Source organism: Mycolicibacterium elephantis DSM 44368, assembly GCF_004014805.1.
Classification (GTDB): Bacteria; Actinomycetota; Actinomycetes; order Mycobacteriales; family Mycobacteriaceae; genus Mycobacterium; species Mycobacterium elephantis.
Genome location: NZ_ATDN01000078.1, coordinates 96,497 through 122,742, shown reverse-complemented (window position 1 = coordinate 122,742; position 26,246 = coordinate 96,497). Strand labels below are relative to the sequence as shown.

General features: G+C 67.4%; 20 protein-coding genes and 1 tRNA gene. 13 read left to right on the top strand and 8 right to left on the bottom strand.

Annotated elements, in window-relative coordinates; translation table 11 throughout:
* Nucleotides 1-16 precede the first annotated feature (16 nt).
* The 3 genes from MELE44368_RS25380 to MELE44368_RS25370 form a co-directional block, all read right to left on the bottom strand.
* A complete protein-coding gene (locus MELE44368_RS25380) occupies nucleotides 17-400 on the bottom strand; it encodes a hypothetical protein (protein WP_409366158.1) in 384 nt (127 codons plus the stop codon).
* Nucleotides 401-457: 57 nt separating this feature from the next.
* Entirely contained in the window at nucleotides 458-1,957 is a 1,500-nt protein-coding gene (locus MELE44368_RS25375) for a PE-PPE domain-containing protein (protein WP_128110990.1), read from the bottom strand.
* A 40-nt stretch (nucleotides 1,958-1,997) separates the two neighbouring features.
* Nucleotides 1,998-2,070: transfer RNA gene (locus MELE44368_RS25370), tRNA-Arg, on the bottom strand.
* Between the two features lie 127 nt (nucleotides 2,071-2,197).
* On the opposite strand from MELE44368_RS25370, the gene MELE44368_RS25365 reads away from it, so the two are divergent.
* The 10 genes from MELE44368_RS25365 (at nucleotide 2,198) to MELE44368_RS25320 (ending at nucleotide 19,138) form a co-directional block, all read left to right on the top strand.
* Nucleotides 2,198-3,682 carry a wax ester/triacylglycerol synthase family O-acyltransferase gene (locus MELE44368_RS25365; RefSeq protein ID WP_128110989.1) on the top strand — a complete coding sequence of 495 codons (1,485 nt, stop codon included), beginning with the start codon at nucleotides 2,198-2,200 and terminating at the stop codon, nucleotides 3,680-3,682.
* Entirely contained in the window at nucleotides 3,679-5,328 is a 1,650-nt protein-coding gene (locus tag MELE44368_RS25360) for an HAD-IB family hydrolase (protein ID WP_128110988.1), read from the top strand. The genes MELE44368_RS25365 and MELE44368_RS25360 overlap by 4 nt, the downstream gene beginning before the upstream one ends.
* Nucleotides 5,325-7,670 carry a glycerol-3-phosphate 1-O-acyltransferase gene (locus tag MELE44368_RS25355; RefSeq protein WP_128110987.1) on the top strand — a complete coding sequence of 782 codons (2,346 nt, stop codon included), beginning with the start codon at nucleotides 5,325-5,327 and terminating at the stop codon, nucleotides 7,668-7,670. The genes MELE44368_RS25360 and MELE44368_RS25355 overlap by 4 nt, the downstream gene beginning before the upstream one ends.
* A gap of 20 nt (nucleotides 7,671-7,690) precedes the next feature.
* Nucleotides 7,691-9,703: a bifunctional copper resistance protein CopD/cytochrome c oxidase assembly protein gene (locus MELE44368_RS25350; RefSeq protein ID WP_128110986.1), complete on the top strand. Its 2,013-nt coding sequence runs from the start codon at nucleotides 7,691-7,693 to the stop codon at nucleotides 9,701-9,703.
* Nucleotides 9,704-9,804: 101 nt separating this feature from the next.
* The gene (locus MELE44368_RS25345) at nucleotides 9,805-10,662 is read left to right on the top strand and encodes a type IV toxin-antitoxin system AbiEi family antitoxin (RefSeq protein WP_241566764.1); all 858 of its coding nucleotides are present in this window, start codon (nucleotides 9,805-9,807) and stop codon (nucleotides 10,660-10,662) included.
* 226 nt (nucleotides 10,663-10,888) lie between these two features.
* Entirely contained in the window at nucleotides 10,889-11,359 is a 471-nt protein-coding gene (locus MELE44368_RS25340; protein ID WP_128110985.1) for a single-stranded DNA-binding protein, read from the top strand.
* An 86-nt stretch (nucleotides 11,360-11,445) separates the two neighbouring features.
* Nucleotides 11,446-13,119 (top strand): energy-dependent translational throttle protein EttA, encoded by a 1,674-nt coding sequence (ettA, locus tag MELE44368_RS25335; RefSeq protein ID WP_128110984.1) that lies wholly within the window; start codon nucleotides 11,446-11,448, stop codon nucleotides 13,117-13,119.
* 102 nt (nucleotides 13,120-13,221) lie between these two features.
* Entirely contained in the window at nucleotides 13,222-18,084 is a 4,863-nt protein-coding gene (locus tag MELE44368_RS25330) for an NAD-glutamate dehydrogenase (RefSeq protein ID WP_128110983.1), read from the top strand.
* A gap of 44 nt (nucleotides 18,085-18,128) precedes the next feature.
* Entirely contained in the window at nucleotides 18,129-18,491 is a 363-nt protein-coding gene (locus MELE44368_RS25325; protein ID WP_128111038.1) for an acyl-CoA thioesterase, read from the top strand.
* The gene (locus MELE44368_RS25320; RefSeq protein WP_128110982.1) at nucleotides 18,488-19,138 is read left to right on the top strand and encodes a DUF8185 domain-containing protein; all 651 of its coding nucleotides are present in this window, start codon (nucleotides 18,488-18,490) and stop codon (nucleotides 19,136-19,138) included. The genes MELE44368_RS25325 and MELE44368_RS25320 overlap by 4 nt, the downstream gene beginning before the upstream one ends.
* A gap of 13 nt (nucleotides 19,139-19,151) precedes the next feature.
* Here the strand turns inward: MELE44368_RS25320 and MELE44368_RS25315 are convergent, their stop codons facing one another.
* Together MELE44368_RS25315 and MELE44368_RS25310 are read right to left on the bottom strand one after the other, a co-directional pair.
* Nucleotides 19,152-20,717 carry a glycoside hydrolase family 13 protein gene (locus tag MELE44368_RS25315; RefSeq protein ID WP_128110981.1) on the bottom strand — a complete coding sequence of 522 codons (1,566 nt, stop codon included), beginning with the start codon at nucleotides 20,715-20,717 and terminating at the stop codon, nucleotides 19,152-19,154.
* A complete protein-coding gene (locus MELE44368_RS25310) occupies nucleotides 20,717-21,112 on the bottom strand; it encodes a globin (RefSeq protein ID WP_128110980.1) in 396 nt (131 codons plus the stop codon). Before MELE44368_RS25310 ends, MELE44368_RS25315 begins: the two co-directional genes overlap by 1 nt.
* 137 nt (nucleotides 21,113-21,249) lie before the next feature.
* Between MELE44368_RS25310 and MELE44368_RS25305 the strand changes: the two genes are divergently transcribed.
* Genes MELE44368_RS25305 through MELE44368_RS25295 form a run of 3 tightly spaced genes read left to right on the top strand, consistent with a single transcriptional unit; the run spans nucleotide 21,250 to nucleotide 22,601 of the window.
* The gene (locus MELE44368_RS25305) at nucleotides 21,250-21,891 is read left to right on the top strand and encodes an HNH endonuclease (protein ID WP_128110979.1); all 642 of its coding nucleotides are present in this window, start codon (nucleotides 21,250-21,252) and stop codon (nucleotides 21,889-21,891) included.
* Nucleotides 21,892-21,916: 25 nt separating this feature from the next.
* Complete coding sequence (gene ctaJ, locus MELE44368_RS25300) at nucleotides 21,917-22,147, top strand: aa3-type cytochrome oxidase subunit CtaJ (protein WP_128110978.1); 231 nt, start codon at nucleotides 21,917-21,919, stop codon at nucleotides 22,145-22,147.
* Nucleotides 22,134-22,601: a DUF5130 domain-containing protein gene (locus MELE44368_RS25295; protein ID WP_128110977.1), complete on the top strand. Its 468-nt coding sequence runs from the start codon at nucleotides 22,134-22,136 to the stop codon at nucleotides 22,599-22,601. Before ctaJ ends, MELE44368_RS25295 begins: the two co-directional genes overlap by 14 nt.
* 58 nt (nucleotides 22,602-22,659) lie before the next feature.
* Here the strand turns inward: MELE44368_RS25295 and MELE44368_RS25290 are convergent, their stop codons facing one another.
* The 3 genes from MELE44368_RS25290 to MELE44368_RS25280 form a co-directional block, all read right to left on the bottom strand.
* The gene (locus tag MELE44368_RS25290) at nucleotides 22,660-23,055 is read right to left on the bottom strand and encodes an HNH endonuclease (protein WP_164890230.1); all 396 of its coding nucleotides are present in this window, start codon (nucleotides 23,053-23,055) and stop codon (nucleotides 22,660-22,662) included.
* A 64-nt stretch (nucleotides 23,056-23,119) separates the two neighbouring features.
* Nucleotides 23,120-25,708, bottom strand: coding sequence for an aminopeptidase N (gene pepN, locus MELE44368_RS25285; RefSeq protein ID WP_128110976.1), 2,589 nt, complete (start codon nucleotides 25,706-25,708; stop codon nucleotides 23,120-23,122).
* Between the two features lie 39 nt (nucleotides 25,709-25,747).
* Nucleotides 25,748-26,092, bottom strand: coding sequence for a DUF732 domain-containing protein (locus MELE44368_RS25280; protein ID WP_241566763.1), 345 nt, complete (start codon nucleotides 26,090-26,092; stop codon nucleotides 25,748-25,750).
* Nucleotides 26,093-26,246 lie beyond the last annotated feature (154 nt).

The window sequence follows — 26,246 nt, the reverse complement described above, 5'->3', positions numbered from 1 at the left end:
GCGGCGGCGTCGACGTTCAACCGGCGGCCGTCAGCGTGACGTTGTGCAGCGCCACCGCGACGTCGCTGGGCAGGATGTCCACGAAGGTCGGAGCGTCTCGGACGGCGGCGCCGCTGGCGATGACGTTGCCCGGAAAGCCCGGGCTGCATGGGAAGGCGTGACAGCGGTACCAGAACCCGGGGGCGCTCTGGTACGGCGCCATGCTCGGTGCCTGGTCGACCCGGTAGCGGCCGGGCTGGATGTAGGCCGTCGCCCAGCCTTCGGTGGGGTTGGTGGCGACGCCGAACACCCCGTTGCTGCCGTAGCTCGGGGGGCTCGCCTGCGCGGGAACGGCGTTCGCAGCCGCCAGCAGTGCGGCGGTTGCGATGACCGCGGCCGCGCTGCGTCGCCCCGAATTCACGCGATGAGTGTATCGATCGGCGTCGACGCGCAACGTGAATCACAGCTTGGCGCAGGGTCAGGCCGCGGCACCGGCGTCGTCGGCGCCGGTATCGGCGCCGGTGTCAGCGCCGTCGTCCTGCGCTGTGTCCGTGCCTTTGTCGTCGTCCTGAGCCGGTTCGGTATCGCTGTCGGTTGTGGAATACGTGTCCGGCTCAACGACGTTCGAGTCGTCGTCGCTGCCGCCGGTGAAGCCGATGGTGCCGGGCTCGGCCTTGTCGCTGGTGCGCACGACGCCGATCTTCGGCCGCCGCGTCTCGTCCGAACCCTCGGACAGTTGGCCGTCCTCGGACGCTTCGACGTCTTCGTCGGCGTCGGGGCTCGGTGACGCCGGCTGCGGCGTCACGGACGCCAGCACGCGCTGGACAAGCGGGGATTCCATCAGGGTGGACTTCTCGGGGCTGTCCTGCTCGGACGCGTCGTCTCCGGCTCCGTCCGCCGTGTCGTTCGCGGAAGTGGCCTTCGGTGCCGGCGGCTTCGGGGGCGCCGTGGCCGCATGCCAGCCCTCGATGATCGCGCCCGGGATCCGCACGAGGGTATCCAGCACTTGTAAGGGCGACGGGAACAGCGTCGCGGGGCGGTAGGCGCTGGGATCGCTGGGGATCGGATTGCTCCCGTAGTAGGCGGAGTTGACGAACAGACGCAGAAGTGGGTCGAAGAACGCGGCGATCTGATCTCCGAACACGTCGCGGATGAGCCTGGTCAGCGGTAGCTCGTCGCTGGCGTAGGTCACATAGGTGGTGTTGTTGCGGATGGTGACGTATGCGGTGATCCGGTCCCCGGGGGAACTGCATCGAGCGTTCGGGCAGTCGAGAACGGCTCCGCTGACGGTGATCGCGCAGGTGTTCGCGTCGCAGTGGACCGCGGGCGTGCCGTCAGGATTGACCGGCAGGTCGATCGAGGCCTGGTCGCGGTGCCGGTACAGATAGCCGACCAGCGAGTTGACGGCCGCCAGCGGGTTGAGGAGAACCGCGGGCGCGTTCGAGTTGTAGTCGTATTCGTAGCCGATGTTCACCGCGCGCAGGGCCGGCACCTGGCTGGGTGTGGGAAACGGGTTGACGCCGATGAGGGCGAACCACGGATAGCGGGTGCCGAAGCCGCCGTCGGGCCGCGCCACGTCGTTGTCCAGGATCAGCACCGTGTCGCTGAGGTCGGGACGATTGCTCAGCGCCAGCAGGCTCGCGTTCGCCGCGCCCCAGCCCGATGCGATGATGGCGTTGCGTTCCCCGGCGTTGGCGTCCAGAGCCCGTTCGATGCCTTTCACACCGGACCAGAAGTTGACGTAGACGATGTCGTCGCCGTTCGGGCCGGTGTACATGGGGTCGTTGAACTTGCCCTGGAAGAAGTTCTCCACACCCGCGCCGGTCGGGTTGGTGGAGCTGCCGACGACAATCAGGGCGGCCAGATCGACCAACGGCGTGGTGATGGCGGCCGGTTGCAGCGCGGCGACCCCGGTGACGCTGGTCGCGATGCCTGCCGCAGCGACGGTCAGCGCCAGCCTGTTCGCGCGTCTTGCCATCCTTGATTTCCGTTCGACGGTGCCCCAGCAATCTATCGCGCGCCCCCGGCAGGGATCGAACCTGCGACCAACCGCTTAGAAGGCGGCTGCTCTTTCCGCTGAGCTACGGAGGCTGTGCGCCCTGAATTCTATCTTCCAGGGCGAGAGCGGCCGGACAGCTACTAAAGCCCCTGCCCGCTACCGCGCGGCGGGCTAGCGTGGTCACAGCAGCGTTGGCAGTGGGAAGGGGAGCGACGAGCCATGACGGATCTGCCGGACCTCGATGCGGCAGGACTTCCCGAGGAACTCAATGCCCTCGACCAGATCCTGCATCGTGGCGAGGCCAACCCGCGCACCCGGTCGGGGATCATGACTCTGGAACTCCTCGACACCGCGCCGGATTGGGACCTGTTCCGCGCCAGGTTCGAGCATGCCTCCCGCAAGGTGCTGCGGCTGCGCCAGAAGGTGGTGTCCCCGACGCTGCCGACCGTCGCGCCGCGGTGGGTGGTCGACCCAGACTTCAACCTCGACTATCACCTGCGCAGACTGCGGGTGCCCGAGCCCGGCACCTTCCGACAGGTGTTGGATCTGGCCGAGGTCGCCGCGCAGTCGCCGCTCGATATCTCCCGGCCGCTGTGGACGGCGACGCTGGTCGAGGGACTCGCCGACGGGAAGGCCGCGCTGATGGTCCACCTCAGCCATGCCGTCACCGACGGCGTGGGCGGTGTGGAGATGTTCGCCAGCCTCTACGACCTCGAGCGCGAACCGCCGCCGCAGGACGTCCCGCCGCTGCCGATTCCGCAGGATCTCTCGCCCAACGACTTGATGCGCCAAGGGATCAGCCGACTTCCCAGCACGATGTTCGGCAGGTTCCGCGGGGTGTTGGCCGGGGCTGCGCACGTGGTGGGCGAGGTGGTTCGCGACCCGATCTCACGGATGAGCGACGTCGTCGAGTACGCGATGTCCGGCGCCCGGGTCGTCGGCCCGGTCGCCGAACCGTCGCCGGTGTTGCGCCGGCGCAGCCTGTCGTCGCACAGCGAGGCGATCGACATCGAGTTCGGTGGCATCCATCGAGCCGCCAAGGCCGCGGGCGGATCGATCAACGACGCGTATCTGGCTGGGCTCTGCGGAGCGCTGCGGTTCTACCACCACGCCGAGGGCGTGCCGATCGACGAGCTGCCGATGGCGGTGCCGGTGAACCTTCGCTCAGAGGCCGACCCGGCGGGCGGGAACCGGTTCGCCGGTGTGAATCTCGCTGCGCCGATCGGCCTGACGGATCCGCAGGTGCGGATCAAGAACATCCGATCGCAGATGACCACCAAGCGTGAGGAACGGGCCATCGACATGGTGGGCGCGATCGCTCCGGTGCTGAGCCTTCTGCCCGACAGTGTGCTCGAATCGATGGCCGGCTCGATCGTCAACTCCGATGTTCAGGCCAGCAACGTGCCGGTGTATGCCGGGGACACCTACATAGCGGGCGCGAAAGTCCTGCGGCAGTACGGCCTTGGCCCCCTTCCAGGGGTGGCGATGATGGTCGTGCTGATCTCGCGCAGCGGTTACTGCACGGTCACGACGAGGTACGACCGGGCCGCGATCAACGATCCCGACCTGTGGGCCCGTTGCCTGGTGCAGGGTTTCGACGAAGTCCTCGCTCTCGGCGGTGAGGGCCGAGCCGTGCCCGCCTCGTTCACGCTCGACGCGGTTTCATCAAGTCCGGTTTCACCCAACGGGAGTGCGTCGCAATGACTTCGGCGAATGGTCAGGCTTCGTCACGGACCATGCGGCTTCCGGGGTCGGTCGCCGAGATCGAGGCGAGCCCTCCCGGTCCGGAGGTGGGCGCGTTCTTCGATCTCGACGGCACGCTGGTCGCCGGTTTCACCGGCGTGGTTATGACACAAGATCGGCTGCGCAACAGGCAGATGTCGGTGGGCGAGTTCATCGGCATGGTCCAGGCGGGGTTGAACCACCAGCTCGGACGCTCCGAGTTCGAGGATCTGATCGGCAAGGGCGCCCGGATGCTGCGCGGCAACTCGCTGACCGATATCGACGAGCTGGCCGAGCGGCTCTTTGTGCAGAAGATCGTCGGCCGAATCTATCCGGAGATGCGTGAACTGGTGCGGGCCCACATGGCGCGCGGCCACACCGTGGTGCTCAGCTCATCGGCGCTGACGGTCCAAGTGGAGCCTGTCGCGCGGTTTCTCGGCATCGGGAACGTGCTGAGCAACAAGTTCGAGGTCGACGAGAACGGACTGCTCACCGGCGAGGTTCGCAGGCCGGTCATCTGGGGTCCCGGAAAGGCCAGGGCGGTACAGAAGTTCGCGGCCAAGTACGGTGTCGACCTGGCGAAGAGCTATTTCTACGCCGACGGAGACGAGGACGTCGCGCTGATGTACCTCGTCGGAAACCCGCGGCCGACGAACCCGGCAGGCAAGCTGGCCGCCGTCGCCGCCAAGCGCGGCTGGCCGGTGTTGCGGTTCTCCAGCCGCAGCGGAAGCAACCCGGTGTCCCAGCTGCGCACGGCCGCGGGCATCGCATCGATGGTTCCGATCGCGGCGGGCGCCATCAGCCTGGGCCTGCTGACCCGCAGCAAGCGCACCGGAGTCAACTTCTTCACGTCGACGTTCGGCCGGGCGTTGATGACCGCGATCGGCGTCAACATCAACGTCCTCGGCAAGGAGAACCTGACCGCGCAGCGGCCCGCGGTGTTCATCTTCAACCACCGCAACCAGGCCGACCCACTCATCGCGGGGCGGTTGGTCGACACCGACTTCACGTCGGTCGGAAAGAAGGAGCTCGAAAAGGATCCGATCGTCGGCACGTTGGGCAAGGTGTTGGACGCCGCCTTCATCGACCGCGACGATCCGGAGAAGGCGGTCGAGGGGCTCAAGAAGGTCGAGGAACTCGCCCGCAAGGGACTGTCGATCTTGATCGCCCCGGAGGGCACCCGGCTGGACACCAACGAGGTGGGTCCCTTCAAGAAGGGTCCGTTTCGCATCGCGATGTCGGCGGGAATCCCCATCGTGCCCATCGTGATCCGCAACGCCGAGGTGATCGCCGCGCGCGACTCGAGCACCTTCAATCCCGGCACCGTCGACGTCGTGGTGTACCCGCCGATACCCGTGGACGACTGGACGCACGAGAACCTGTCCGAGCGCATCGAAGAGGTCCGGCAGCTCTATCTCGACACTCTGAAGGACTGGCCGCACGACACGTTGCCGACACCCGAGTTGTACACGCACACATCGAAGAAGAAGCCGGCCAAGAAGCAGACGAAGAAGGCTGCGGCGAAGAAGGCTGCGGCGAAGAAGGCTGCGGCGAAGAAGTCCACGGCCAAGAAGTCGGCCGCCAAGAAGTCGGCGGCGAAAGGCACCGCTGGGGAGGGCCGGTCGTGAAGGCGCCCGTCGACCAGTACACCCCGTTCACCCCCACCGACGACGCGCTGGTGCTGGCGTCGGTGTCCTCACCCGCCGAGCAGGAACTGCTCAATGACTGGCTGGCGCAACAACGACGCCAACATCCCGACACGAACGTCGAGGTGCTGCGGCTGCCACACTCGGACGATCCGCCCCCTGGTGTTCTCGCTCAACTCGTCGAAAAGCTGCAGGCCGACGAGGACCGGTCGGTCGTGCCGGTCCGCGTGTTCTGGGTGCCGGGCGGGCTGCCCACCCGGTCGAAGATCGTGGCGCTGCTCTCCGGCCGCGACACCTACCGTCCGCCCGAGATCCTGCAGCGCCGCATCCTGCGCAGAGATCCGTCACGGGCCCGGGTGGTCGCCGGCGAACCCGCCAAGGTGTCTGAACTCCGTCAGCAGTGGGCCGACACCACCGTCGCCGAGAACGCAAGGGAGTTCGCCCGGTTCGTCATTCGCCGTGCCGCCCTGGCGATCGAACGCGTCGAGCTGCGGCTGCTGGGGCCCGAATACAAGTCGCCACGGCTGATCAAACCCGAGTTGTTGGCCTCCGCACGGTTCCGCGAAGGGCTGGAGCGGATTCCGGGCGCGACGGTGGAACGCGCCGGCGAGATGCTCGACGAACTGTCCACCGGGTGGAGCCGGTTCTCCGTCGACCTGATCCCGTCGCTGGGCCGGGCGATCTTCAGCCGCGGCTTCGATCCCAACATCGACTACGACCGCGCCGAGGTCGAGGTGATGCGGCGCAACCTGGAGAACCATCCGGCCGTCCTGCTGTTCTCGCACCGGTCCTACCTCGACGGGGTGATCGTCCCGGTGGCCATGCAGGAGAACCGGTTACCCCCCGTGCACACGTTCGCGGGCATCAACCTGTCGTTCGGCCTGATGGGTCCGATGATGCGCCACTCCGGCGTCATCTTCCTGCGCCGCAAGCTCGACGATCCGCTGTACAGGTACGTGCTGCGCCAATTCGTCGGCTACATCGTCGAAAAACGGTTCAACCTCAGCTGGTCGATCGAGGGCACCCGCTCGCGCACCGGAAAGATGTTGCCCCCCAAGCTCGGACTGCTCGCCTACGTCGCCGATGCCTACCTCGACGGGCGCAGCGACGACATCCTGCTTCAGCCCGTGTCGATCAGCTTCGACCAACTGCACGAGACCGCCGAGTACGCCGCGTACGCCCGCGGTGGCGAGAAGACGCCCGAAAGCCTGTCCTGGATGTACAACTTCATCAAGGCGCAGGGTGAACGCAACTATGGCAAGATCTACGTCCGCTTCCCCGAAGCCGTGTCGATGCGCGAGTACCTCGGCGAACCGCACGGGTCGATGACCACCGACGAGGACGGTAAGCGGCTTGCGCTGCAGAAGATGGCGTTCGAGGTGTCGTGGCGGATTCTGCGGGCGACGCCGGTCAACGCCACCGCACTGGTTTCAGCGCTGCTGCTGACCACGCGAGGCGTTGCGCTGACACTCGACCCGATTCACCACACGCTGCAGGACTCGCTGGATTATCTGGAACGCAAGCAGACCCCGATGACGAACAGCGCGTTGCGGTTGCGCACGCCCGAAGGGGTGCGCGCGGCGCTCGATGCGCTGTCCAACAGCCATCCCGTCACCGCCGTGGAGGGCGGCAGGGAGTGCGTCTGGCGGATCGCGCCCGAGGACGAACACGAGGCGGCCTTCTACCGCAACACGCTCATCGATGCGTTCCTGGAGACCTCGATCGTCGAGCTGGCGCTGGCCTACGCGGCGCGCAGCGACGGAGACCGGCTGGAGGCGTTCTGGAACCAGGCGATGCGGCTGCGCGACCTGCTGAAGTTCGACTTCTACTTCGCCGACTCCAGCGCGTTCCGCGAGCACCTGGCCGAGGAAATGTCGTGGCACGAGGACTGGGAAACCCACGTGTCGGCCGGCGGCGACCGCGTCAACGTCCTGCTGCGCGCCAAGAAGCCGCTGATCGCCGGCGCCATGCTGCGCCCGTTCTTCGAGGCCTATGAGATCGTCGCCGACGTGCTTCGCGACGCGCCCGCCGAGATCAGCGAGAAGGAGCTGACGAAGAAGGCGCTCGGGCTGGGCAACCAGTACGTCGCGCAGGGGCGGGTGCGCAGCAACGAGTCGGCGTCGGCCCTGTTGTTCAGCACCGCCCGGCAGGTCGCCGTCGATCAGGACCTGCTGTCGGCGGCCGCCGACCTCGCCGAGCGGCGCACCGCGTTCCGCGACGAGCTGCGCGACATCCTGCGCGACATGGACACGGTGGAGCAGATCTCCCGCGAGCAGTTCTACGCGCGGGAGATGCAGCGGCGGGCACTGCGCAAGCCCGCCTAGCCGCACCATAAGCTGGGGGGATGACTTCCCCCAGCCGGCTGGTAGCGGCCGGCGTGCGCAGCAGCGCGGTGTGGCCCGTGCTCGTCGGCGTCGCCCTGCTGGCCGGTGCCGTCGCCGCGGGCATCGGGGGCCTGTCGCTGGCGGACGCGCTGACCGCCACCGGGCTGCCCAACCCGGGTCCGGTGACCACCTACGGGCTGCCGTTCGTGCGGGCATCGGGGGAGATCGCCGCGGTGATCGCCGTCGGCGCATTTCTGTTCGCGGCGTTTCTGACGCCGCCCCAAAGCAACGGCGTGCTCGACGCCGACGGCTACCGGGCACTGAGGCTGGGCACCGCGGCGTCGGCGGTGTGGACGGTGTGTGCGGCGCTGTTGGTGCCGCTGACGGTCTCCGACGTGTCGGGGCAGCCGCTGCGCAAGCTGGATCCGGCCAGCATCTGGTCGGCCGCCAGCCTGGTCGACATCGCCGGCGCCTGGCGGTGGACGGCCTTCATCGCCGCGGTGGTCACGGTGGTGAGCCTGCCGGTGTTGAGGTGGACGTGGACGCCGATCCTGCTGGCCGGCGCGTTGCTCACCCTGATCCCGCTCGGGTTCACCGGGCATTCGTCGACCGGCGGCGCGCACGACATGGCCACCAACAGCCTGCTTCTGCACCTCGGCGCGGGCGCGCTCTGGGCCGGTGGGGTTCTTGCGCTGCTGGTTCACGCGTTGCGGGGCGGTGCGCACGCCGACCTCGCCGCGCGACGGTTCTCGGCGCTGGCGTTCTGGTGTTTCGTCGTGATGGCGATCAGCGGCGTGATCAACGCGTTTGTCCGCATCGAACCCTCCGACCTGCTGACCTCGCGGTACGGCTTGCTGATCATGGCCAAGATCGTCGCACTCGGCCTGCTCGGCGTGATCGGCTGGCAGCAGCGCCGCAGCGGTGTGGCGGCGTTGCAGGAGAACCCGGACGAGCGCCGGCCGCTGGTCCGCCTCGCGCTGGTGGAAGCGGTCGTGTTCGGCGCGACGTTCGGTATCGCCGTCGGCTTGGGACGCACGCCGCCACCGCCGCTGCGGGAACAGCCGAGCCCGGTCGAAGTGGCGATCGGCTACGACCTGGCGGGGCCGCCCACGCTGCTGCGGGTGCTGTTCGACTGGCGGTTCGACCTGATCTTCGGCACCGCGGCGATCGTCATGGCGGTGGTCTACCTGCTCGGGGTTCGCCGCCTGCACCGCCGCGGCGACGCTTGGCCCGCAGGCCGGACCGCGGCCTGGCTGCTGGGCTGCGCGGCCCTGTTGTTCGCGACGTCCTCCGGCCTCGGCCGCTACATGACCGCGATGTTCTCCATGCACATGGTGGCCCACATGGTGCTGTCGATGCTGGTACCGGTCCTGCTCGCGTTGGGCGGCGCGGTGACGTTGGCGCTGCGCGCGCTCCCGACAGCCGGGCGCGGAGAACCGCCGGGTCCGCGGGAATGGCTGCTGGCCGCATTGCACTCGCGGCTGTCGCAGTTCTACACGAATCCGATCATCGCGACGGTGATCTTCGTCGCAGGGTTCTACGGCCTGTACTTCGGCGGCCTGTTCGACGCCGCCGTCGACGAGCACGCGGCCCATGTGCTGATGAACGTGCACTTCCTGCTCAGCGGCTATCTCTTCTACTGGGTGGTCATCGGCATCGACCCGACGCCCAGGCCGTTGCCGCAGTTGGGCAAGGTCGCGATGGTGTTCGCGTCGCTGCCGCTGCACGCGTTCTTCGGCGTGGTGCTGATGGGCTCGAAGACGGTGCTCGGCGAGTCGTTCTACCGTTCCCTTCAGCTGGATTGGCACACCGATCTGCTCAGCGACCAGCGGACAGGCGGTGGAATCGCCTGGGCGGCAGGCGAATTCCCACTGGTGTTGGTGATGATCGCGCTGCTGATCCAGTGGCGGCGCAGCGATCAGCGCACCGCCAAGCGGCTCGACCGGGCCGCCGAGCGCGATCACGACGAGGAATTGGCCGCCTACAACAACATGCTGGCCGAACTGGCCCGTCGCGACGCCCAGACTCGTTAGCGCGTTTCTTGTGCGCCGGGACCGACGCTTTGGCTGGTTTGCGGCCGCGGAATCGACCAAAGCGTCGGTCTCGGCGATAAAGGGAGCCATACCGGCGCCGTGTGCGTCCAACGGGTGTGCGGATTCCCTTCATCGGCAGCGACGCCATCGCCGCCGGCCGGGTCACGAGGGCCCACCTGCGCAGTCACTACCGGCCGCTGTACCGCGACATCTACGTCCCGCGTGGCCACCGGGCGTCGCTGCGCGAGCGGATCGTCGGCGTGTCTCTCGCCTCGCCGAATGCGGTGATCGCCGGGGTGGCCGCGTCCGCGCTGCACGGCGCGAAATGGGTCGATGACGACATCCCCATCGAAGTGGTCTCGGCGGCCCGACCCCAGCGCGGACTGATGCTTCGCAACGAGACGCTCGACGACGACGAGGTCACCACGGTCGCGGGCATCCGGGTGACCGTGCCGGCGCGCACCGCGTTCGACCTCGGCCGGCATCAGCCACGCAACAGCGCCATCGCGCGCTTGGACGCGTTGATGAACGCCCGCCCGTTCGCTGTCGAGGACGTCGCGCTGTTAGCCAAACGTCATCGCGGTGTGCGGGGTCTGCGGCGGCTCCGGGCGGTGTTGCCGCTCGTCGACGGCGGCGCCGAGTCGCCGAGGGAAACCTGGCTGCGGCTGCTCTTCATCGACGCCGGGCTACCCCGCCTCACAACGCAATTGGTGATCTGCGACGAGATGGGCCGCTACGTCCGGCGCATCGACATGTGTTGGGAAGACTTCAAAGTCGGCGCCGAGTACGACGGCGACCAACACCTGACCAGCCGGCGACAATACGTTTCCGACATTCAGGTCAATCGCGTGCTGCAGCGGCTCGACTGGCACGTCATCCACGTCGTCAAGGAGGACCGCGGCGCCGACATCGTCGAGCAGGCGCGCGCCGCGCTGCTGGCGCGAGGCTGGCGTCCGTAGGGTGCGCTCGGCGCTCGAGACCGACGCAATGGTCGATCTGGCGGCCCCAAAACCAGCCAAAGCGCCGGTCTCGACGGGTAAGCGCCGCGAGCCATCCCCAACGGCTGATTCATCCACAGGGGCCAACTGGCGGTGGTGGTTCCCGCCCACCGTGTCGGTGCGCCGACGGTCAATAGCGGTGTCACCGACGCGCTTAGTCGTCGTTCCGCAACAAGTTGGAGGAAATATGTTTGAGACACCGTTTCACATCGTGGGCACCATCATCACCGACCCGATCCACCGCCGCGTCGGCGAGCACGAGATGGTCCGGTTCCGCGTGGCCAGCAACTCGCGCCGCCGCACGGCCGAGGGAACATGGGAGCCCGGAAACTCGTTGTTCGTGACAGTTAACTGCTGGGGCAAGGTGGTGGCAGGTGTCAGCGCCGCCCTTGTGAAGGGCGATCCGGTGATCGTCGTCGGACACGTCTACACCAGCGAGTACGACGACCGCGACGGCAACCGGCGCTCGTCGGTCGAGGTGCGTGCGACGTCGGTCGGGCCTGATCTGGCGCGCTGCGGCGCGCGGATCGACCGGGCCAAACAGCAGGAAGACCAAGACCAGCGGTCGACGGACCACGACGCGGCGGGTTCGGGCGCCAGCGCGGACGAGCCCACCGACGCGGTCGGCTCCGAGGAGGGGCTGACTCTGTCGGCTTAGTCAGCTCAGGCCACGCCTAGGATGGGGCCCGAGCGAACCGCGCAGATAGCGCAGATAGCGAAAGACTCAGGAGGCAAGACCACGGCATGGCCGAATTCATCTATTCGATGCGGAAGGTCCGCAAGGCGCACGGCGACAAGGTCATCCTTGACGACGTCAGCCTGAACTTCCTTCCCGGCGCGAAAATCGGCGTCGTCGGCCCGAACGGGGCCGGGAAGTCGAGCGTCTTGCGGATCATGGCCGGGCTGGACACCCCCAACAACGGCGACGCATTCCTGCAGCCGGGCGCCACTGTCGGCATCCTGCAGCAGGAACCGCCGCTGAACGAGGAGAAGACGGTTCGGGAGAACGTCGAAGAGGGCGTGGCAATCAAGAAGAAGCTCAACCGCTACAACGAGGTGGCTGAGCTGATGGCCACCGACTACTCCGACGAGCTCATGGACGAGATGGGCCGGCTGCAGGAGGAACTCGACGCAGCCGACGCATGGGACATCGACTCCCAGCTCGAGCAGGCGATGGACGCGCTTCGCTGCCCGCCGCCCGACGAGCCCGTCACCCATCTCTCCGGTGGTGAGCGGCGCCGGGTGGCGTTGTGCAAGCTGCTGCTGTCCAAACCCGACCTGCTGCTTCTCGACGAACCCACCAACCACCTGGACGCCGAGAGCGTGCAGTGGCTCGAACAGCACCTCGCCGAGTACAAGGGCGCGATCCTGGCGGTCACCCACGACCGGTACTTCCTGGACAACGTCGCCGAGTGGATCCTCGAACTCGACCGCGGCCGCGCCTACCCGTATGAGGGCAACTACTCGACGTACCTGGAGAAGAAGGCCGAGCGCATCGCGGTGCAGGGGCGCAAGGACGCCAAGCTGCAGAAGCGGCTCAAGGAAGAGCTGGCGTGGGTGCGTTCGGGCGCCAAGGCCCGTCAGGCCAAGGGCAAGGCCCGCCTGCAGCGGTACGAGGAGATGGCCGCGGAGGCCGAGAAGTCACGCAAGCTCGACTTCGAGGAGATCCAGATCCCGGTCGGGCCGCGGCTCGGCAACGTGGTGGTCGAGGTCGAGCATCTCGACAAGGGCTTCGACGGCCGCCCGCTGATCAAGGACCTGTCGTTCACGCTGCCGCGTAACGGCATCGTCGGCGTGATCGGGCCCAACGGCGTCGGCAAGACCACGCTGTTCAAGACCATCGTCGGACTCGAGCAGCCCGACAGCGGCACGGTCAGGATCGGCGAAACGGTCAAGCTCAGCTACGTCGACCAGAGCAGGTCGCGGATCGACCCGAACAAGACGGTGTGGGAGGTCGTATCCGACGGGCTGGACTACATCGAGGTCGGGCAGAACGAAATCCCGTCGCGGGCCTACGTATCGGCGTTCGGGTTCAAGGGGCCCGATCAGCAGAAGCCGGCCGGTGTGCTGTCCGGCGGTGAGCGCAACCGGCTCAACCTTGCGCTCACCCTCAAAGAGGGCGGCAACCTGATCCTGCTCGACGAGCCGACCAACGACCTCGACGTGGAAACGCTGTCGTCCCTGGAGAACGCGCTCGAGAACTTCCCCGGCTGCGCGGTGGTGATCTCCCACGACCGCTGGTTCCTGGACCGCACCTGCACGCACATCCTGGCGTGGGAAGGCGACGAGGACAACGAGGCCAAATGGTTCTGGTTCGAAGGCAACTTCGCCGCCTACGAAGAGAACAAGGTGGAGCGACTCGGCGCTGAAGCGGCCCGACCGCACCGGGTGACGCACCGGCGACTGACCCGCGACTGATCCGGCAAACCTCGCGGTCGGATCGGGCTAGCGAGGGCTGCGCGGGACGATAGTGTCGCACCTGCGGACCACGAAGTCGTGTCGTCGAAGGCAGGAGCACATATGTCGCTGAAGCCGAGATCCGGTGATGCGGGGCCGTCGCCGTCGCCGGCGCCCAGTCAGCAGGCCGCCGCAGGATTGGCCAACGCCTATGTCGCGACCTATCGCGGTCCGCATGCCGACGCGCCGGAGTCCGTCAGCATCACGGAGCCGGTGAACGTCGCGGACCACAAACTCGTGACACCCGAGCTGCTGGCCGCCCATCACCGCCTCGGCCGTCAGCGGCCGGTCGGGAGCACCCGGGTGGCGGTGTACAGCAGCGATGACGCCGGCGGGTTCGGCCCTGCGCTGCAGATCGTCACCGACGACACCGCGATGGTGATGGATTCGGTGACCGTGTTGCTGCACCGGTTCGGCGTGCCCTACACCGCGGTGATGAACCCGGTTTTCCTGGCCGACCGCACCCCGGCCGGTGACCTGCTCGAGTTGCGCCCCGCCGCCGAGGCCGGTGACATGCGCGACGGCGTCTCGGAGGTGTGGATCCACATCCAACTGGCACCGACCGCGGACGACAAGGCGGTGGCGGCCATGGCGCAGGCGCTGCCGGCGGTGCTCGATGATGCGCGGCAAGTCGAGCTGGATGCTGACGCGCTTGCTGCCACGCTCACCGACCTTGCCCGCCAAGTCGAGACCGACGCCGCCCGATTTGCCGGCTCGGACCGCGAAGACGTTGCCGCGCTGTTGCGTTGGCTGGGAGACGGATACTTCGTGCTGCTGGGTTACCAGCGGTGCCCGGTGCACGACGGGCAGACGTCGGTCGACCCGTCGAGTCGTCTCGGCGTGCTGCGCTCGCGCCGTGACGTACTTCCCGCACTGACCAAACCCGGCGAATTGCTGGTGCTCGCCCAGGCCACCATTCCGAGCTACCTGCGTTTCGGCGCCTACCCCTACATCGTGGTGGTCCGCGAGCAATCGGGTCAAACCGCGATCGAGCACCGCTTCGTCGGGTTGTTCAGTGTGGCGGCGATGAACGCCAACGTGCTCGAGATCCCACTGATCTCCCGTCGCGTCCGAGATGCGTTGGCGCTGGCGCACCGCGATCCCAACCATCCGGGCCATCTGCTCCTCGACATCATCCAGACCATCCCCCGCTCAGAGCTTTTCGCGCTGTCGGCGCAGGATTTGCTGGACATGGTCAAGGAAGTCGTCGACCTGGGCTCGCGGCGACGCACCCTGCTGTTCATGCGCGTCGATTCACTCGCCCACTTCGTGTCGTGTCTGGTGTACCTGCCGCGTGATCGCTACACCACCGCGGTCCGACTGGAAATGCAGGACATCCTGGTCCGCGAACTCGGCGGCGTCAGCATCGAATACACCGCCCGGGTCAGTGAATCACCGTGGGCGCTGGTGCATTTCACGGTGCGCATGCCCGACAACACGCAGCCGCAGGACATCGACACCTCGACCGACAACAAGAACCGGATCCAGGGCCTGCTCACCGAGGCGGCCAGAACCTGGGGGGACCGGCTGATCGGCGCGGTCAAGACCGGTTCGATCGACCATGTCAGCGCCGAGCACTACGCCACCGCGTTCACCGACTTCTACAAAGAGGCCGTCGATCCGCCCGACGCGATCGACGACATCTCGATCATCGAAGACCTGGAACGCAATTCGATCAAACCGGTGCTGATCGACCTGTCGGAGGACGGTGCCGCCCAGCTCACCCTGTACCTCGGCGGCCGGTCGGCATCGCTGAGCGACCTGCTGCCGATACTTCAGTCGATGGGCGTCGTCGTCCTCGAGGAGCGGCCCTTCACGGTGGAGCGCCCCGACGGCCTACAGGTCTGGATCTACCAGTTCAAGATCGTCCCGCACATGTCGATCTCGATGCCCGCGCCCGGCCCGGCCCGGGACACCATCGCGGAACGGTTCGCCGATGCCGTCACCGCGATCTGGCACGGCCGCGTCGAGGTCGACCGGTTCAACGAACTGGTGCTTCGCGCAGGCCTCACATGGCAGCAGGTGGCGGTGCTGCGCAGCTACGCGAAATACCTGCGCCAGGCGGGATTCCTCTACAGCCAGGCGCATATCGAGTCGGTGCTCAACGACAACGCGGGCACCGCGCGTTCGCTCATCGAACTGTTCGAGGCGCTGTTCTCGCCGGCCGACGAATCCGACGATGGCGCATCGAGACGGCGTATCGCGCAGGCCGCCGCCGCTGCGGTCGCCGCCGATATCGATGCGCTGGTGAGCCTGGACACCGACCGGGTGCTGCGCGCGTTCGCGTCGTTGATCCAGGCCACGCTGCGCACCAACTACTTCGTCTCACGGCCCGACTCCGCACGTGGGCACGACGTGCTGTCGTTCAAGCTGGATGCCGGTCTGATCGACGAACTGCCGCTGCCGCGGCCGAAGTTCGAGATCTTCGTGTACTCGCCACGGGTGGAAGGCGTGCACCTGAGGTTCGGGCACGTCGCGCGTGGTGGGCTGCGCTGGTCGGACCGTCGTGAGGACTTCCGCACCGAAATCCTCGGGCTGGTCAAGGCGCAGGCGGTGAAGAACGCAGTCATCGTCCCGGTGGGCGCCAAGGGCGGCTTCGTCGTCAAGCGACCGCCGTTGGCCACCGGCGACGAGGCGGCCGACCGCGAAGCCCAGCGCAACGAGGGCATCGCCTGCTACAAGCTGTTCATCTCGGGTCTGCTCGACGTCACCGACAACGTCGATAAGAGCACCGGCGCTATCGTGCCCCCGCCCGACGTGGTCCGGCGCGACGGCGACGACGCGTACCTGGTGGTCGCGGCCGACAAGGGGACCGCGACATTTTCCGACATCGCCAACGAAGCGGCCAACTCGTACGGGTTCTGGCTCGGCGATGCGTTCGCCTCCGGCGGATCGGTCGGATACGACCACAAGGCGATGGGCATCACCGCACGGGGCGCGTGGGAAAGCGTCAAGCGGCACTTCCGCGAAATGGGCGTGGACACCCAGGCCGAGGACTTCACCGTTGTCGGGATCGGCGACATGAGCGGGGACGTGTTCGGCAACGGGATGTTGCTGTCCAAGCACATTCGCCTGCTCGCCGCGTTCGACCATCGGCACATCTTCATCGACCCCAACCCCGACGCCGCCAGTTCCTGGGAGGAGCGCAAGCGCCTGTTCGACCGTCCGCGGTCCAGCTGGGCGGATTACGACACCTCGTTGATCAGCGAGGGCGGCGGCGTGTACAGCCGCGAGCAGAAGTCCATCGCGATCAGCCCGCAGGCGCGCGCCGCTCTCGGTATCGATGACGGCGTCGAGGAACTCACCCCGCCCAACCTCATCAAGGCGATCCTCAAAGCGCCCGCCGACCTGTTGTTCAACGGGGGGATCGGCACCTACATCAAGGCCGAGACCGAGTCGGACTCCGACGTCGGCGACCGCGCCAACGATCCAGTGCGCGTGAACGGAAACCAGGTGCGCGCCAAGGTTATCGGCGAGGGTGGCAACCTCGGGGTGACGCCGCTGGGCCGCATCGAGTTCGACCTCGCGGGCGGCAGGATCAACACCGACGCGCTGGACAACTCCGCCGGCGTGGACTGTTCCGACCACGAGGTGAACATCAAGATCCTGATCGATTCACTGGTCAGCGCCGGCAAGGTCAAGCCGGAGGGCCGCGCCGACCTCCTGTTGTCGATGACCGACGAAGTCGGCCGAATGGTGCTCGAGGACAACAAAGACCAGAACGATCTGATGGGCACCAGCCGGGCCAACGCGGCAAGCCTGCTGTCGGTGCACGCCCGCATGATCAAGGACTTCGTCGTCGAGCGCGGTCTGAACCGGGAACTGGAGGCGTTGCCGTCGGAGAAGGAGATCCACCGACGCGCCGAAGCCGGTCTCGGGCTGACGTCGCCGGAACTCGCGACGCTGATGGCACACGTCAAGCTGGCGCTCAAGGACGACGTGCTCGCCAGTGACCTGCCCGATCAGGAGGCATTCGCCTCGCGGCTGCCCTGGTACTTCCCGGAGAAGCTTCGAGAGAAGTTCAGCGAGGAGATCCGCACGCATCAGCTGCGCCGCGAAATGGTCACCACCATGCTCGTCAACGACGTCGTCGACGTCAGCGGCATCACCTACGTGTTCCGGATCACCGAGGACGTCGGTGTCGGAACGGTCGATGCCGTCCGCACCTATGCCGCTGCCAACGCCATCTTCGGAATCAGCAAGAGGTGGAGGTCGATCCGCGCGCTCGCCGACGACGGGGTGTCGGTCGCGGTCACCGACCGGATGACACTGGACCTGCGCAGGCTCGTCGACCGGGCCGGCCGGTGGTTGCTGAACTACCGGCCTCAGCCGTTGGCGGTCGGCGCGGAGACGCACCGGTTCGCCGCGAAAGTCGAAGCGCTGACCCCGCGAATGTCGGAATGGTTGCGTGGCGACGACAAGGCCATTGTCAACAAGAACGCCGGCGAGCTGACATCGGCGGGCGTGCCCGAGGACATGGCCTACCTCGCCGCCGCGGGCCTGTACCAGTACAGCCTGCTCGACGTCATCGACATCGCCGACATCATCGACCGGGAGCCGGCCGAGGTGGCCGAGACCTACTTCGCGCTGATGGACCGCCTCGGCACCGACGGCCTGCTGACCGCGGTGTCGCGGCTGCCGCGCGACGACCGTTGGCATTCGTTGGCCCGGTTGGCGATTCGCGACGACGTCTACGGATCGTTGCGTGCACTATGCTTCGACGTGCTCGCGGTCGGCGAGCCCGATGAGAGCGGCGAGGAAAAGATCGCGGAGTGGGAGATGACGAACAGTTCCCGGGTGGCCCGCGCGCGCCGCACCCTTGCCGAGATCTATGAAAGCGGTCAACACGACCTTGCGACCCTGTCGGTGGCGGCACGTCAGATTCGCAGCATGACACGAACGAGCGGAACGGGGACCTCTGGGTGAACGGCTTTGTGGCGCCGGTGCATGTCCGGTGGTCGGACATCGACATGTATCAACACATCAACCACGCCACCATGGTGACCATCCTCGAAGAGGCCCGTATCCCGTTCCTGCGTGAGCCGTTCGGACCCGAGATCGAAACCGTCGGGCTGCTGATCGCAGAAGTGAACATCGCTTACAAAGCCCAGCTGCGGCTGGTGGATTCGCCGCTTCAGGTGACCATGTGGTCGAAGCGGGTGCGCGCCGTGGACTTCACCATCGGCTACGAGGTGCGACCGGTCAACGCCCCTGCCGACTCGAAGCCGGCGGTGATCGCCGACACCCAGCTGGCCGCCGTGCACATCAAAGAGCAGCGACTGCAACGCCTTTCGCCCGCCCAGCGGGAGTATTTGCGGCGTTGGTCCCGATGACCGCAGCCGAACGCGGGATCTGGCTCGACGGCACGACACATCGCGACGACCTCGCCACCTTCACCGAACGCGTCCTGCGACTCGATCAGGCCGCGGTGATCCGGCTTCGGCAGCGCTCGGATGAACGGCTGCTCGCCTGGGCCGCCACAGGATTCGATGTGCTGGCCGGCCGCGTGGTCGGCGGACGGGTCAAGCCTGCCGACCTGGCTGTTGCGGCAGATGCGCTGGCAGCAGGCCTCGCCGCGATGACGCCCGACGGTCACGTCGAACCCGGCTTCGCGATGGACTCCGCTTGGCGCGGCGCACTGCCCCCGGAGACCGGCTTCGTGCACCTCGACGACGTCCCTGCCCGCGTCGTGCAGGAGTTGGCCGAGCGGGGCGGCGCGCTGGCCAAACAACACTCCGGCGCCCACGGACCTCCTGTATCGCTGCTGGATCAGGATGTCATGGCGGTCAGCTCGGGCGACGAGACCGTGGACATTCCGATGCGCTGTGTATTCGCGTTGACCGCAATGGGTTTCGTGCCGACGACCGTCACGGATGAGGAGATCGTCCGGGTGCGGGTGCATCCGACGTGGCTGCGCATCGATGCGCGTTTCGGTTCGGTGTACCGGCGCCGAGGGGCCCCCGCCGTGGTGCTGTCTTGACGCGCGAGAGGGACTAGGCCAGCCAGGCGGCGGCGTCAGGCGGTAGGTTGCCTTCGACCAGTGGGGCACTGGCGTGCACCACCTCGCCCTCAGGCAGCGCCACCGCCGCGGAACCCGCGTTGAGCACGCAAACCAGGCCGCCGTCGCGCCGGAACACCAGACAATCGTCGGGAGAGTCGAGCCACTCGACCGAACGGCCATCGAATTCGGGACGGTTGCGCCGCAGGTCGATGGCGCGACGATAGAACGACAGCGTGGAATTCGGGTCGCCAACCTGCTTTTCGACGGTCAGCGCGGCCCACTCGGACGGGATCGGCAGCCACGTCTGGGGATTGGTGGAAAACCCGAACGGGGGAGCGTCGCCGTCCCACGGGATCGGCACCCGGCACGCGTCGCGTCCGCGCAGGGTGTGGCCCGACCGCTCCCAGATCGGGTCACGAAGCGCCTCGTCGGGCAGGTCGACGTTCGGCAGGCCGAGTTCTTCGCCGTTGTAGACGAACACCGCGCCCGGCAGCGCCAGCATCACCAGCGTCATCGCCAGCGCCCGGGACAGCCCGCGCTGCCCGCCGCCGTAGCGCGTCGGGGCGCGGTCGACGTCGTGATTCGACAGGGTCCAGGTGGGTGTGGCGTCGACCAGATCCGCAGCGGCCATGGCGTTCTCGATGGCCGCCCGGACCTCGGCCGCGTCGAAGCGGGTTCGCACCAGCCGGAAGTTGAACCCCAGGTGCAGTTCGTCCGGGCGCACATAGCGGGAGAACTGTTCGTTGTCATAGACCCACACCTCGCCGATCGCGACGGCATGGGCGTAATCGTCGAACACCCGGCGGATCTGGCGGTGGATCTCGTGCACGCCGTCGTTGTTGAACCGTGGGTCGTCGTCCATGTCGGACAACACCATCTCTGCCTTGGCCACCTTCATGTCCGGCAGCCCCGGCGGTTTGGCCATGCCGTGGGCGACGTCGATGCGGAACCCGTCCACGCCTCGCTCCAGCCAGAACCGCAGCGTCTTCTCGAGGTCCTCGAACACCTCCGGGTTGTCCCAGTTGAGGTCGGGCTGTTCGGCGTCGAACAGGTGCAGGTACCACTGGCCCGGCCGGCCGTCGGGCTCGACGACGCGGGTCCACGCGGGGCCGCCGAAGATCGACAGCCAGTTGTTCGGCGGCCGGCCGCCGTCGCGGCCGGTGCCGTCGCGAAAGATGTATCGCTCACGTTCGACGCTGCCCGGCCCGGCGCGCAACGCCGCCTGGAACCACGGATGGTGCGAGCTGGTGTGGTTCGGGACCAGGTCCATGGTGATCTTGATGCCGCGCCCGTGCGCGGCCTCGATCAGCCGGTCCAGCGCGGCGAGGCCACCGAACAGCGAATCCACGTCGCGCGCGTCGGCCACGTCGTAGCCGTGGTCGACCATCGGCGACACCATCACCGGGTTCAGCCAGATCGCATCGACGCCGAGTCGCTGCAGGTAGTCCAGCCGGGCCGTGACGCCGTCGAGGTCACCGACGCCGTCGCCGTCGCTGTCGCGAAACGAACGGGGGTACACCTGGTAGAAGACGGCCTGGGACCACCACGGTGCGGGCATCAGAACGGGGAGTTCACCAGCGAGTTCGCCGCCATCTCCAGGTACCCCAGCAGCTGCTTGCGGTGGGCGTCGTCGAGCGTCTCGGCGTCGATCTCCGCGATGGCGGTGTGCATGCAGCGCAGCCAGGCGTCGCGCTCCAGGTAGCCGATGCGGAACGGCACATGGCGCATCCGCAGCCTGGGGTGGCCGCGCCGCTCGGAGTAGGTCTGCGGCCCGCCCCAGTACTGCTCGAGGAACATCCTCAGCCGCTCCTCGGCGCCGTCCAGGTCGCCTTCGGGATAGAGCGGGTACAGGATCTCGTCCTCGCGCACCAGCTGGTAGAACCGCGACACGATCGCGCGGAACGTGTCGTGGCCACCGACCTCGTCGTAGAACGATCGTTGGGGCTGTATCACGCCACCATTGTGTCTTGTCGCCGGATGTGGCTGGTCAGGCGGTCAGTCACCGGTTGTTCGCCGGTCCACCTGCGAACACGGCAAGAAAGACCGTGCGATCGGCCCGAAACCAAGGTTTACTGTGCGTCGGAGGACGTATGGGGCATCGCAAGAAAGGCCCGTCCAGACGAGCGGGCTTGTCCGGGGCCGCGGCATCGCGCGCCCAATCGCGGGCTTTGCACAGCGTCGAAACCCATCCGCCAAGTAGCAGCGACGGCTCTTTCTGGGGTCGGCGCCGAGTCCTTCTGCTGAACTCCACCTATGAACCGTTGACCGCTCTGCCCATGCGGCGGGCGGTCATCATGTTGATGTGCGGAAAAGCCGACGTCGTGCACGACGACCCGAACGGGCCGGTCATCCATTCGGCGACCCGCTCGATCGTCGTGCCATCGGTGATCCGGCTGACGGTGTACGTGCGGGTGCCTTACCGGGCCCGCATCCCCATGACCCGAGCGGCGCTGATGCATCGCGACCGGTTTCGCTGCGCCTACTGCGGGGGCAAGGCCGACACCGTCGACCACGTGGTGCCGCGCAGCCGCGGCGGCGACCACTCCTGGGAGAACTGCGTGGCGGCCTGCTCGACGTGCAATCACCGCAAGGCCGACCGGTTGCTCGTCGAGCTGGGCTGGACGCTGCGTTCGGTCCCGGTGCCGCCGAAGGGACAGCACTGGCGGCTGCTGTCGACGGTGAAGGAACTCGACCCGTCATGGGTGCGATACCTAGGCGAAGGCGCGGCGTGACCGCGGCTGGTATACGGTTTGCGACGTGAGCAGCACACTTTCACACGCGCTAGTGATCCTGGTGCCGTTGGGACTGACCGCCATACTGGCCGCGCTCATCTGGCGTGGCAAAGGGCCGCACCCGGCGCCCTACCAGTTGTCCGAGAAGTGGACGCACGAACCGATCCTGTGGGCGTCCGAGGAACCTGCCGAGCATGGCCACGGTCATGCTGCGCACCCATTCACCGTAGGAGGCGGCGCCAGTGGCAAGTGGTGAAGTCACGACCGTTGCGCAGGACAAGCTGCCGGTCGGCTGGGTCGTCACGGCCAGCGGGCGGATCTCCGGGGTCAAAGAACCCGACGAGCCGCCGCTGACCTATCCGTTCCCGGTCAAGGACCTGGTCTTTCTCGACGACGCGCTCAAGTACGGCTCCCGCAGGGCCAAGGCACGGTTCGCCGTCTACATCGGCGACCTCGGTGCCGACACCGCCGCCGGTGCCCGCGAGATCCTGGCCAAGGTGCCCACGCCCAACAACGCGGTGCTGCTCGCCGTCTCGCCGAACCAGCGTGCGATCGAGGTGGTCTACGGCAACGACGTCAAGGGCCGCGGCATCGAGGAGTCCGCGCCTCTGGGGATCTCGACCGCCGCGGAGGCGTTCAAGGACGGCAAGCTCATGGAGGGCCTGATCAAGGCCGTCGAGGTGATGAGCGCGGGCGTCTCGCCGCGCTGACGCTCTCCTCTGGCCTCTGGGTGGCGTGCGAGCGTGCGTGTCTGCGGTCGACACGCCGTCAACTGTCGCGAGTTTGTGCACGTTCGCGGCTGAGCGCGGCGCGGATCTCGACATAGCGCGCCAGGAACGCGCGCTCGTCGAGGCGCTTGCGGCGCATCCAGATGGTGACTTCCTCGTTGCACTTGCTGGTGTTGCACGACGCGCAGGCCGGCACCACGTTGTCGACGGTATAGCGCCCGCCGCGCGAGATCGCCATGACGCAGTCACGCTGTAGCGGGCCGTCGGTCGCGCCGCAATAGGCGCAGCCGCTCCATGCGAGCTTGATCGCTGCCCACTGTTCGGCCGTGAGGTCGTTGTCGACCGCGTTCAGCCGGCGTTTGCGCTTGCGGGCAGCCCGAGCCCGGCGACTTCGATTGACCGCCACCTCGACAGGATGCCGCGCGAGCGTGCGCAAGCTCGCCTGAAACGACGGCGTGTCGCCCGCAGACACGCACGCTCGCGGGCGTGTTGGCGGGCCCCTACCCGGCGGCGTCGAATTTGCGGGCCCGCAGGGCGCGCTCCACGCCCGCGCGGCCCTCGAGCACGAGACGGCGCAGCGGAGGCGGCACGTCGGGGTCGGCCAGGAACCGGTCGGCCGCGTCGAGGCCCTCCTGGCTGACGTCCCAGGACGGGTACAGCCCGACGACGACGGTCTGCGCGACCTCGCTGGAGCGTCGCCGCCACACCCCGGAGATCGCGCCGAAGTACTTGTCCCGGAACGGCTTCAACAGCTCCTGCTGACCCGGTCGGACCAATCCGCCGATGATCGACCGCGCGGTGATGTTGGGCAGCGTGTCGTCCTCGATCACCTGCTCCCAGGCCGCTTCCTTGACGGCCAGCTGCGGACGCGCCGCCGCCGCGGCCAGTGCGTGCCGTTGTCCGGCCGCGGTGGGGTCCCGTTTCGCCTCGGCGTCGATGAACGGTGTCGGCATGCCGTCGGTGTCCACAGCGCCGGCGGCGGCCAGCGCGGTGACGATGCGCCAGCGCAGGTCGGTGTCGACGTCGAGGCCGGGCAGACCCTTGACGGCGGGATCGTTGTCCAGCAGCTCCGACAGCACCTCGACGTGACGCGGGCTCAGCACCGACCCGCACAGCGCGTTGACGTAGGCCAACTGGTGGTCGGAGCCCGGCGCCGCCTCGCGGGCCAACTCCAGCAGCCGGTCCGCGAACTCGGGCCAACCCTGTCCATTTGCCCAGTCCGGGTCCGCGTAGGAGTTCAGCGCCGTCTGGGCCTGCAGCAGCAGCCGTTGCGCCACACCGACTTCGGTCTCGGCCTGCACTCCACCGCGGACCAGCGCCACGAAGTCGCGGGCGGTCAGCTCCGCGTCCCGCGTCATCTCCCAGGCCGCCGACCAGGCCAGCGTGCGGGGCAGCGGTTCGGCGATGTCGGCGATGCGGGTGAGCACGGTCTGCAACGACTCGGGGTCCAGGCGCAACGAGCAGTACGTCAGATCGTCGTCGTTGACCAGGATGAACTTGCCACGCGAAATACCCTGCAGCGCAGGAACTTCGGTGATCGACCCTTCGACGTCGAGTTCCTTGCGGTGCACGCGCACCAGCTTGCCGGAGCCGTCGTCGTCGTACACCCCGACCGCCAGGCGGTGCACCCGTGTCTCACCCGCACCCGGCTGTGCACCGCTCTGGGTGATCGCGAAACGGGTGAACCGGCCGTCGGCGTCCAGGTCGAAGTCCGGCCGCAGCGTGTTCAGACCCGTGGTCTTGAGCCACTGCTGTCCCCAACCGGACAGGTCGCGGCCCGACGCCTTCTCCAGCGCACCGAGCAGGTCGGAGAACGTCGCGTTGCCGAAGGCGTGGTCGCGGAAGTAATTCCGCAGCCCGGCCAGGAACTGTTCCAGCCCGACGTAGGCGACGAGCTGCTTGAGCACGCTGGCGCCCTTGGCATAGGTGATGCCGTCGAAGTTGACCTCGACCGCGGCCAGGTCGGGGATGTCGGCGGCGACCGGGTGGGTCGAGGGCAGCTGGTCCTGGCGGTATGCCCACGACTTCTCGGCGTTCGCGAAGGTGGTCCACGCCTCGGTGTACTCGGTGGCCTCGGCCTGGCAGAGCACCGACGCGAAGGTGGCGAAGGACTCGTTGAGCCACAGGTCATCCCACCATTTCATGGTGACCAGGTCGCCGAACCACATGTGCGCCATCTCGTGCAGAAGGGTTTCTGCGCGACGTTCATACGATGCCCGGGTCACCTTGCTGCGAAAGACGTAGTCCTCCAGGAAGGTCACGGCGCCGGCGTTCTCCATCGCTCCGGCGTTGAACTCCGGGACGAACAGCTGGTCGTACTTGCCGAACGCGTAGGGGATGCCGAAATTGTTGTGGTAGAAGGAGAACCCCTGCTTGGTCTCGGTGAAGAGCCGTTCGGCGTCCATGAACTCGGCAAGCGATCTGCGGCAGAGCAGACCGAGCGGGATGTCGCCGTGCTCGTCGGAATAGGTGTCGTCCCAGCGGGCATACGGTCCGGCGATCAGCGCGACGAGGTAGGTGCTGAGTCGAGGAGTCGCAGTGAAGCGGTGCCGCTTGGCTTTTCCGTCGTCCTCGACGCTCAGGGTGGCGCCGTTGGACACCACCTCCCAGTGCGCCGGCGCCGTCACGGAGATGTCGAACACGGCCTTGAGGTCGGGCTGGTCGAAACACGCGAACATGCGCTTGGCGTCCGCGGTTTCGAACTGTGAATAGAGGTACACCTCGCCGTCGACGGGGTCGACGAAGCGGTGCAGGCCCTCGCCGGTGTTGGAGTAGCGGCAGTCGGCCTCGACGACGAGCACGTTGCGCTTGGCCAGTCCGACGAGCGGGATGCCGGTGGATTCGTCGTATCCGCTCACGTCGATGGGACGGTCGTTGAGGACGGCGCTGTGGACGGTGTCGGCCGCGATGTCGATGTAGGTGTCCGCGCCGGGCAGCGCGTCGAACTCGACGGTGGTGGTGGAGCGGAACGTGCGCTCGCCCGGCTGGCCGCCGCCGTCGGTGACGTCGATGTCGATGCGGTAGCTGTCGACGGTGACGAGCGCGGCGCGCTCAACGGCTTGGTCGCGGGTCAGGTTCGGTAATGCCACGGCTCCAACTTAGTGGTCGCGGCCCGTCGACCCGCAGTCCTAGAGGCCCGGGATCGCCCGCGCCGCCGGCAGCCAGTCCAGCACCGTGCCGTTGCCGACCGACGCCAGCATCTGCGGGCAGTACGACGAGATCGCGATGCCGGTGAAGAACGCCGCGATGTCCGGCGGGATGCCGCTGTCGGTCACCTGCGTGTACACCTTCGCGATGTTCTTGCCGGGTTCGACGAGCATCGGGCACACCGACTCGCCGAGGGCGACCATGTCCACCGGGTTGTCGATCGTCATACCCGCGCCGCGCAGCGCGGCCAGGAACGACTCATCGGCGGGGTCGGCTTGAGCCGGCGCGGCGAGTGCCGTCGCAGCCGCGGCGAGACCGGCTCCCACTGCTACGACGCGTAATCGAAGATCAAGGTGTGTGTTCACTTTGGTAACGATCGACCACTTTGGTCACAGGAGTACCACGATTGGGTCACCGTTCGCACACTTAGGCGTTTCTTATTTCGCTGATCTCGGCGGCAACGCTATGCGGCGCCCTCTC

Excerpts from the sequence above, each read along its gene's own strand:
- MELE44368_RS25375 (WP_128110990.1), bottom strand. The coding sequence starts at position 1,957 with ATGGCAAGACGCGCGAACAGGCTGGCGCTGACCGTCGCTGCGGCAGGC.
- MELE44368_RS25365 (WP_128110989.1), top strand. The coding sequence starts at position 2,198 with ATGACGGATCTGCCGGACCTCGATGCGGCAGGACTTCCCGAGGAACTC.
- MELE44368_RS25360 (WP_128110988.1), top strand. The coding sequence starts at position 3,679 with ATGACTTCGGCGAATGGTCAGGCTTCGTCACGGACCATGCGGCTTCCG.
- MELE44368_RS25350 (WP_128110986.1), top strand. The coding sequence starts at position 7,691 with ATGACTTCCCCCAGCCGGCTGGTAGCGGCCGGCGTGCGCAGCAGCGCG.
- MELE44368_RS25340 (WP_128110985.1), top strand. The coding sequence starts at position 10,889 with ATGTTTGAGACACCGTTTCACATCGTGGGCACCATCATCACCGACCCG.
- ettA (WP_128110984.1), top strand. The coding sequence starts at position 11,446 with ATGGCCGAATTCATCTATTCGATGCGGAAGGTCCGCAAGGCGCACGGC.
- MELE44368_RS25330 (WP_128110983.1), top strand. The coding sequence starts at position 13,222 with ATGTCGCTGAAGCCGAGATCCGGTGATGCGGGGCCGTCGCCGTCGCCG.
- MELE44368_RS25325 (WP_128111038.1), top strand. The coding sequence starts at position 18,129 with ATGTATCAACACATCAACCACGCCACCATGGTGACCATCCTCGAAGAG.
- MELE44368_RS25320 (WP_128110982.1), top strand. The coding sequence starts at position 18,488 with ATGACCGCAGCCGAACGCGGGATCTGGCTCGACGGCACGACACATCGC.
- MELE44368_RS25315 (WP_128110981.1), bottom strand. The coding sequence starts at position 20,717 with ATGCCCGCACCGTGGTGGTCCCAGGCCGTCTTCTACCAGGTGTACCCC.
- MELE44368_RS25305 (WP_128110979.1), top strand. The coding sequence starts at position 21,250 with ATGGGGCATCGCAAGAAAGGCCCGTCCAGACGAGCGGGCTTGTCCGGG.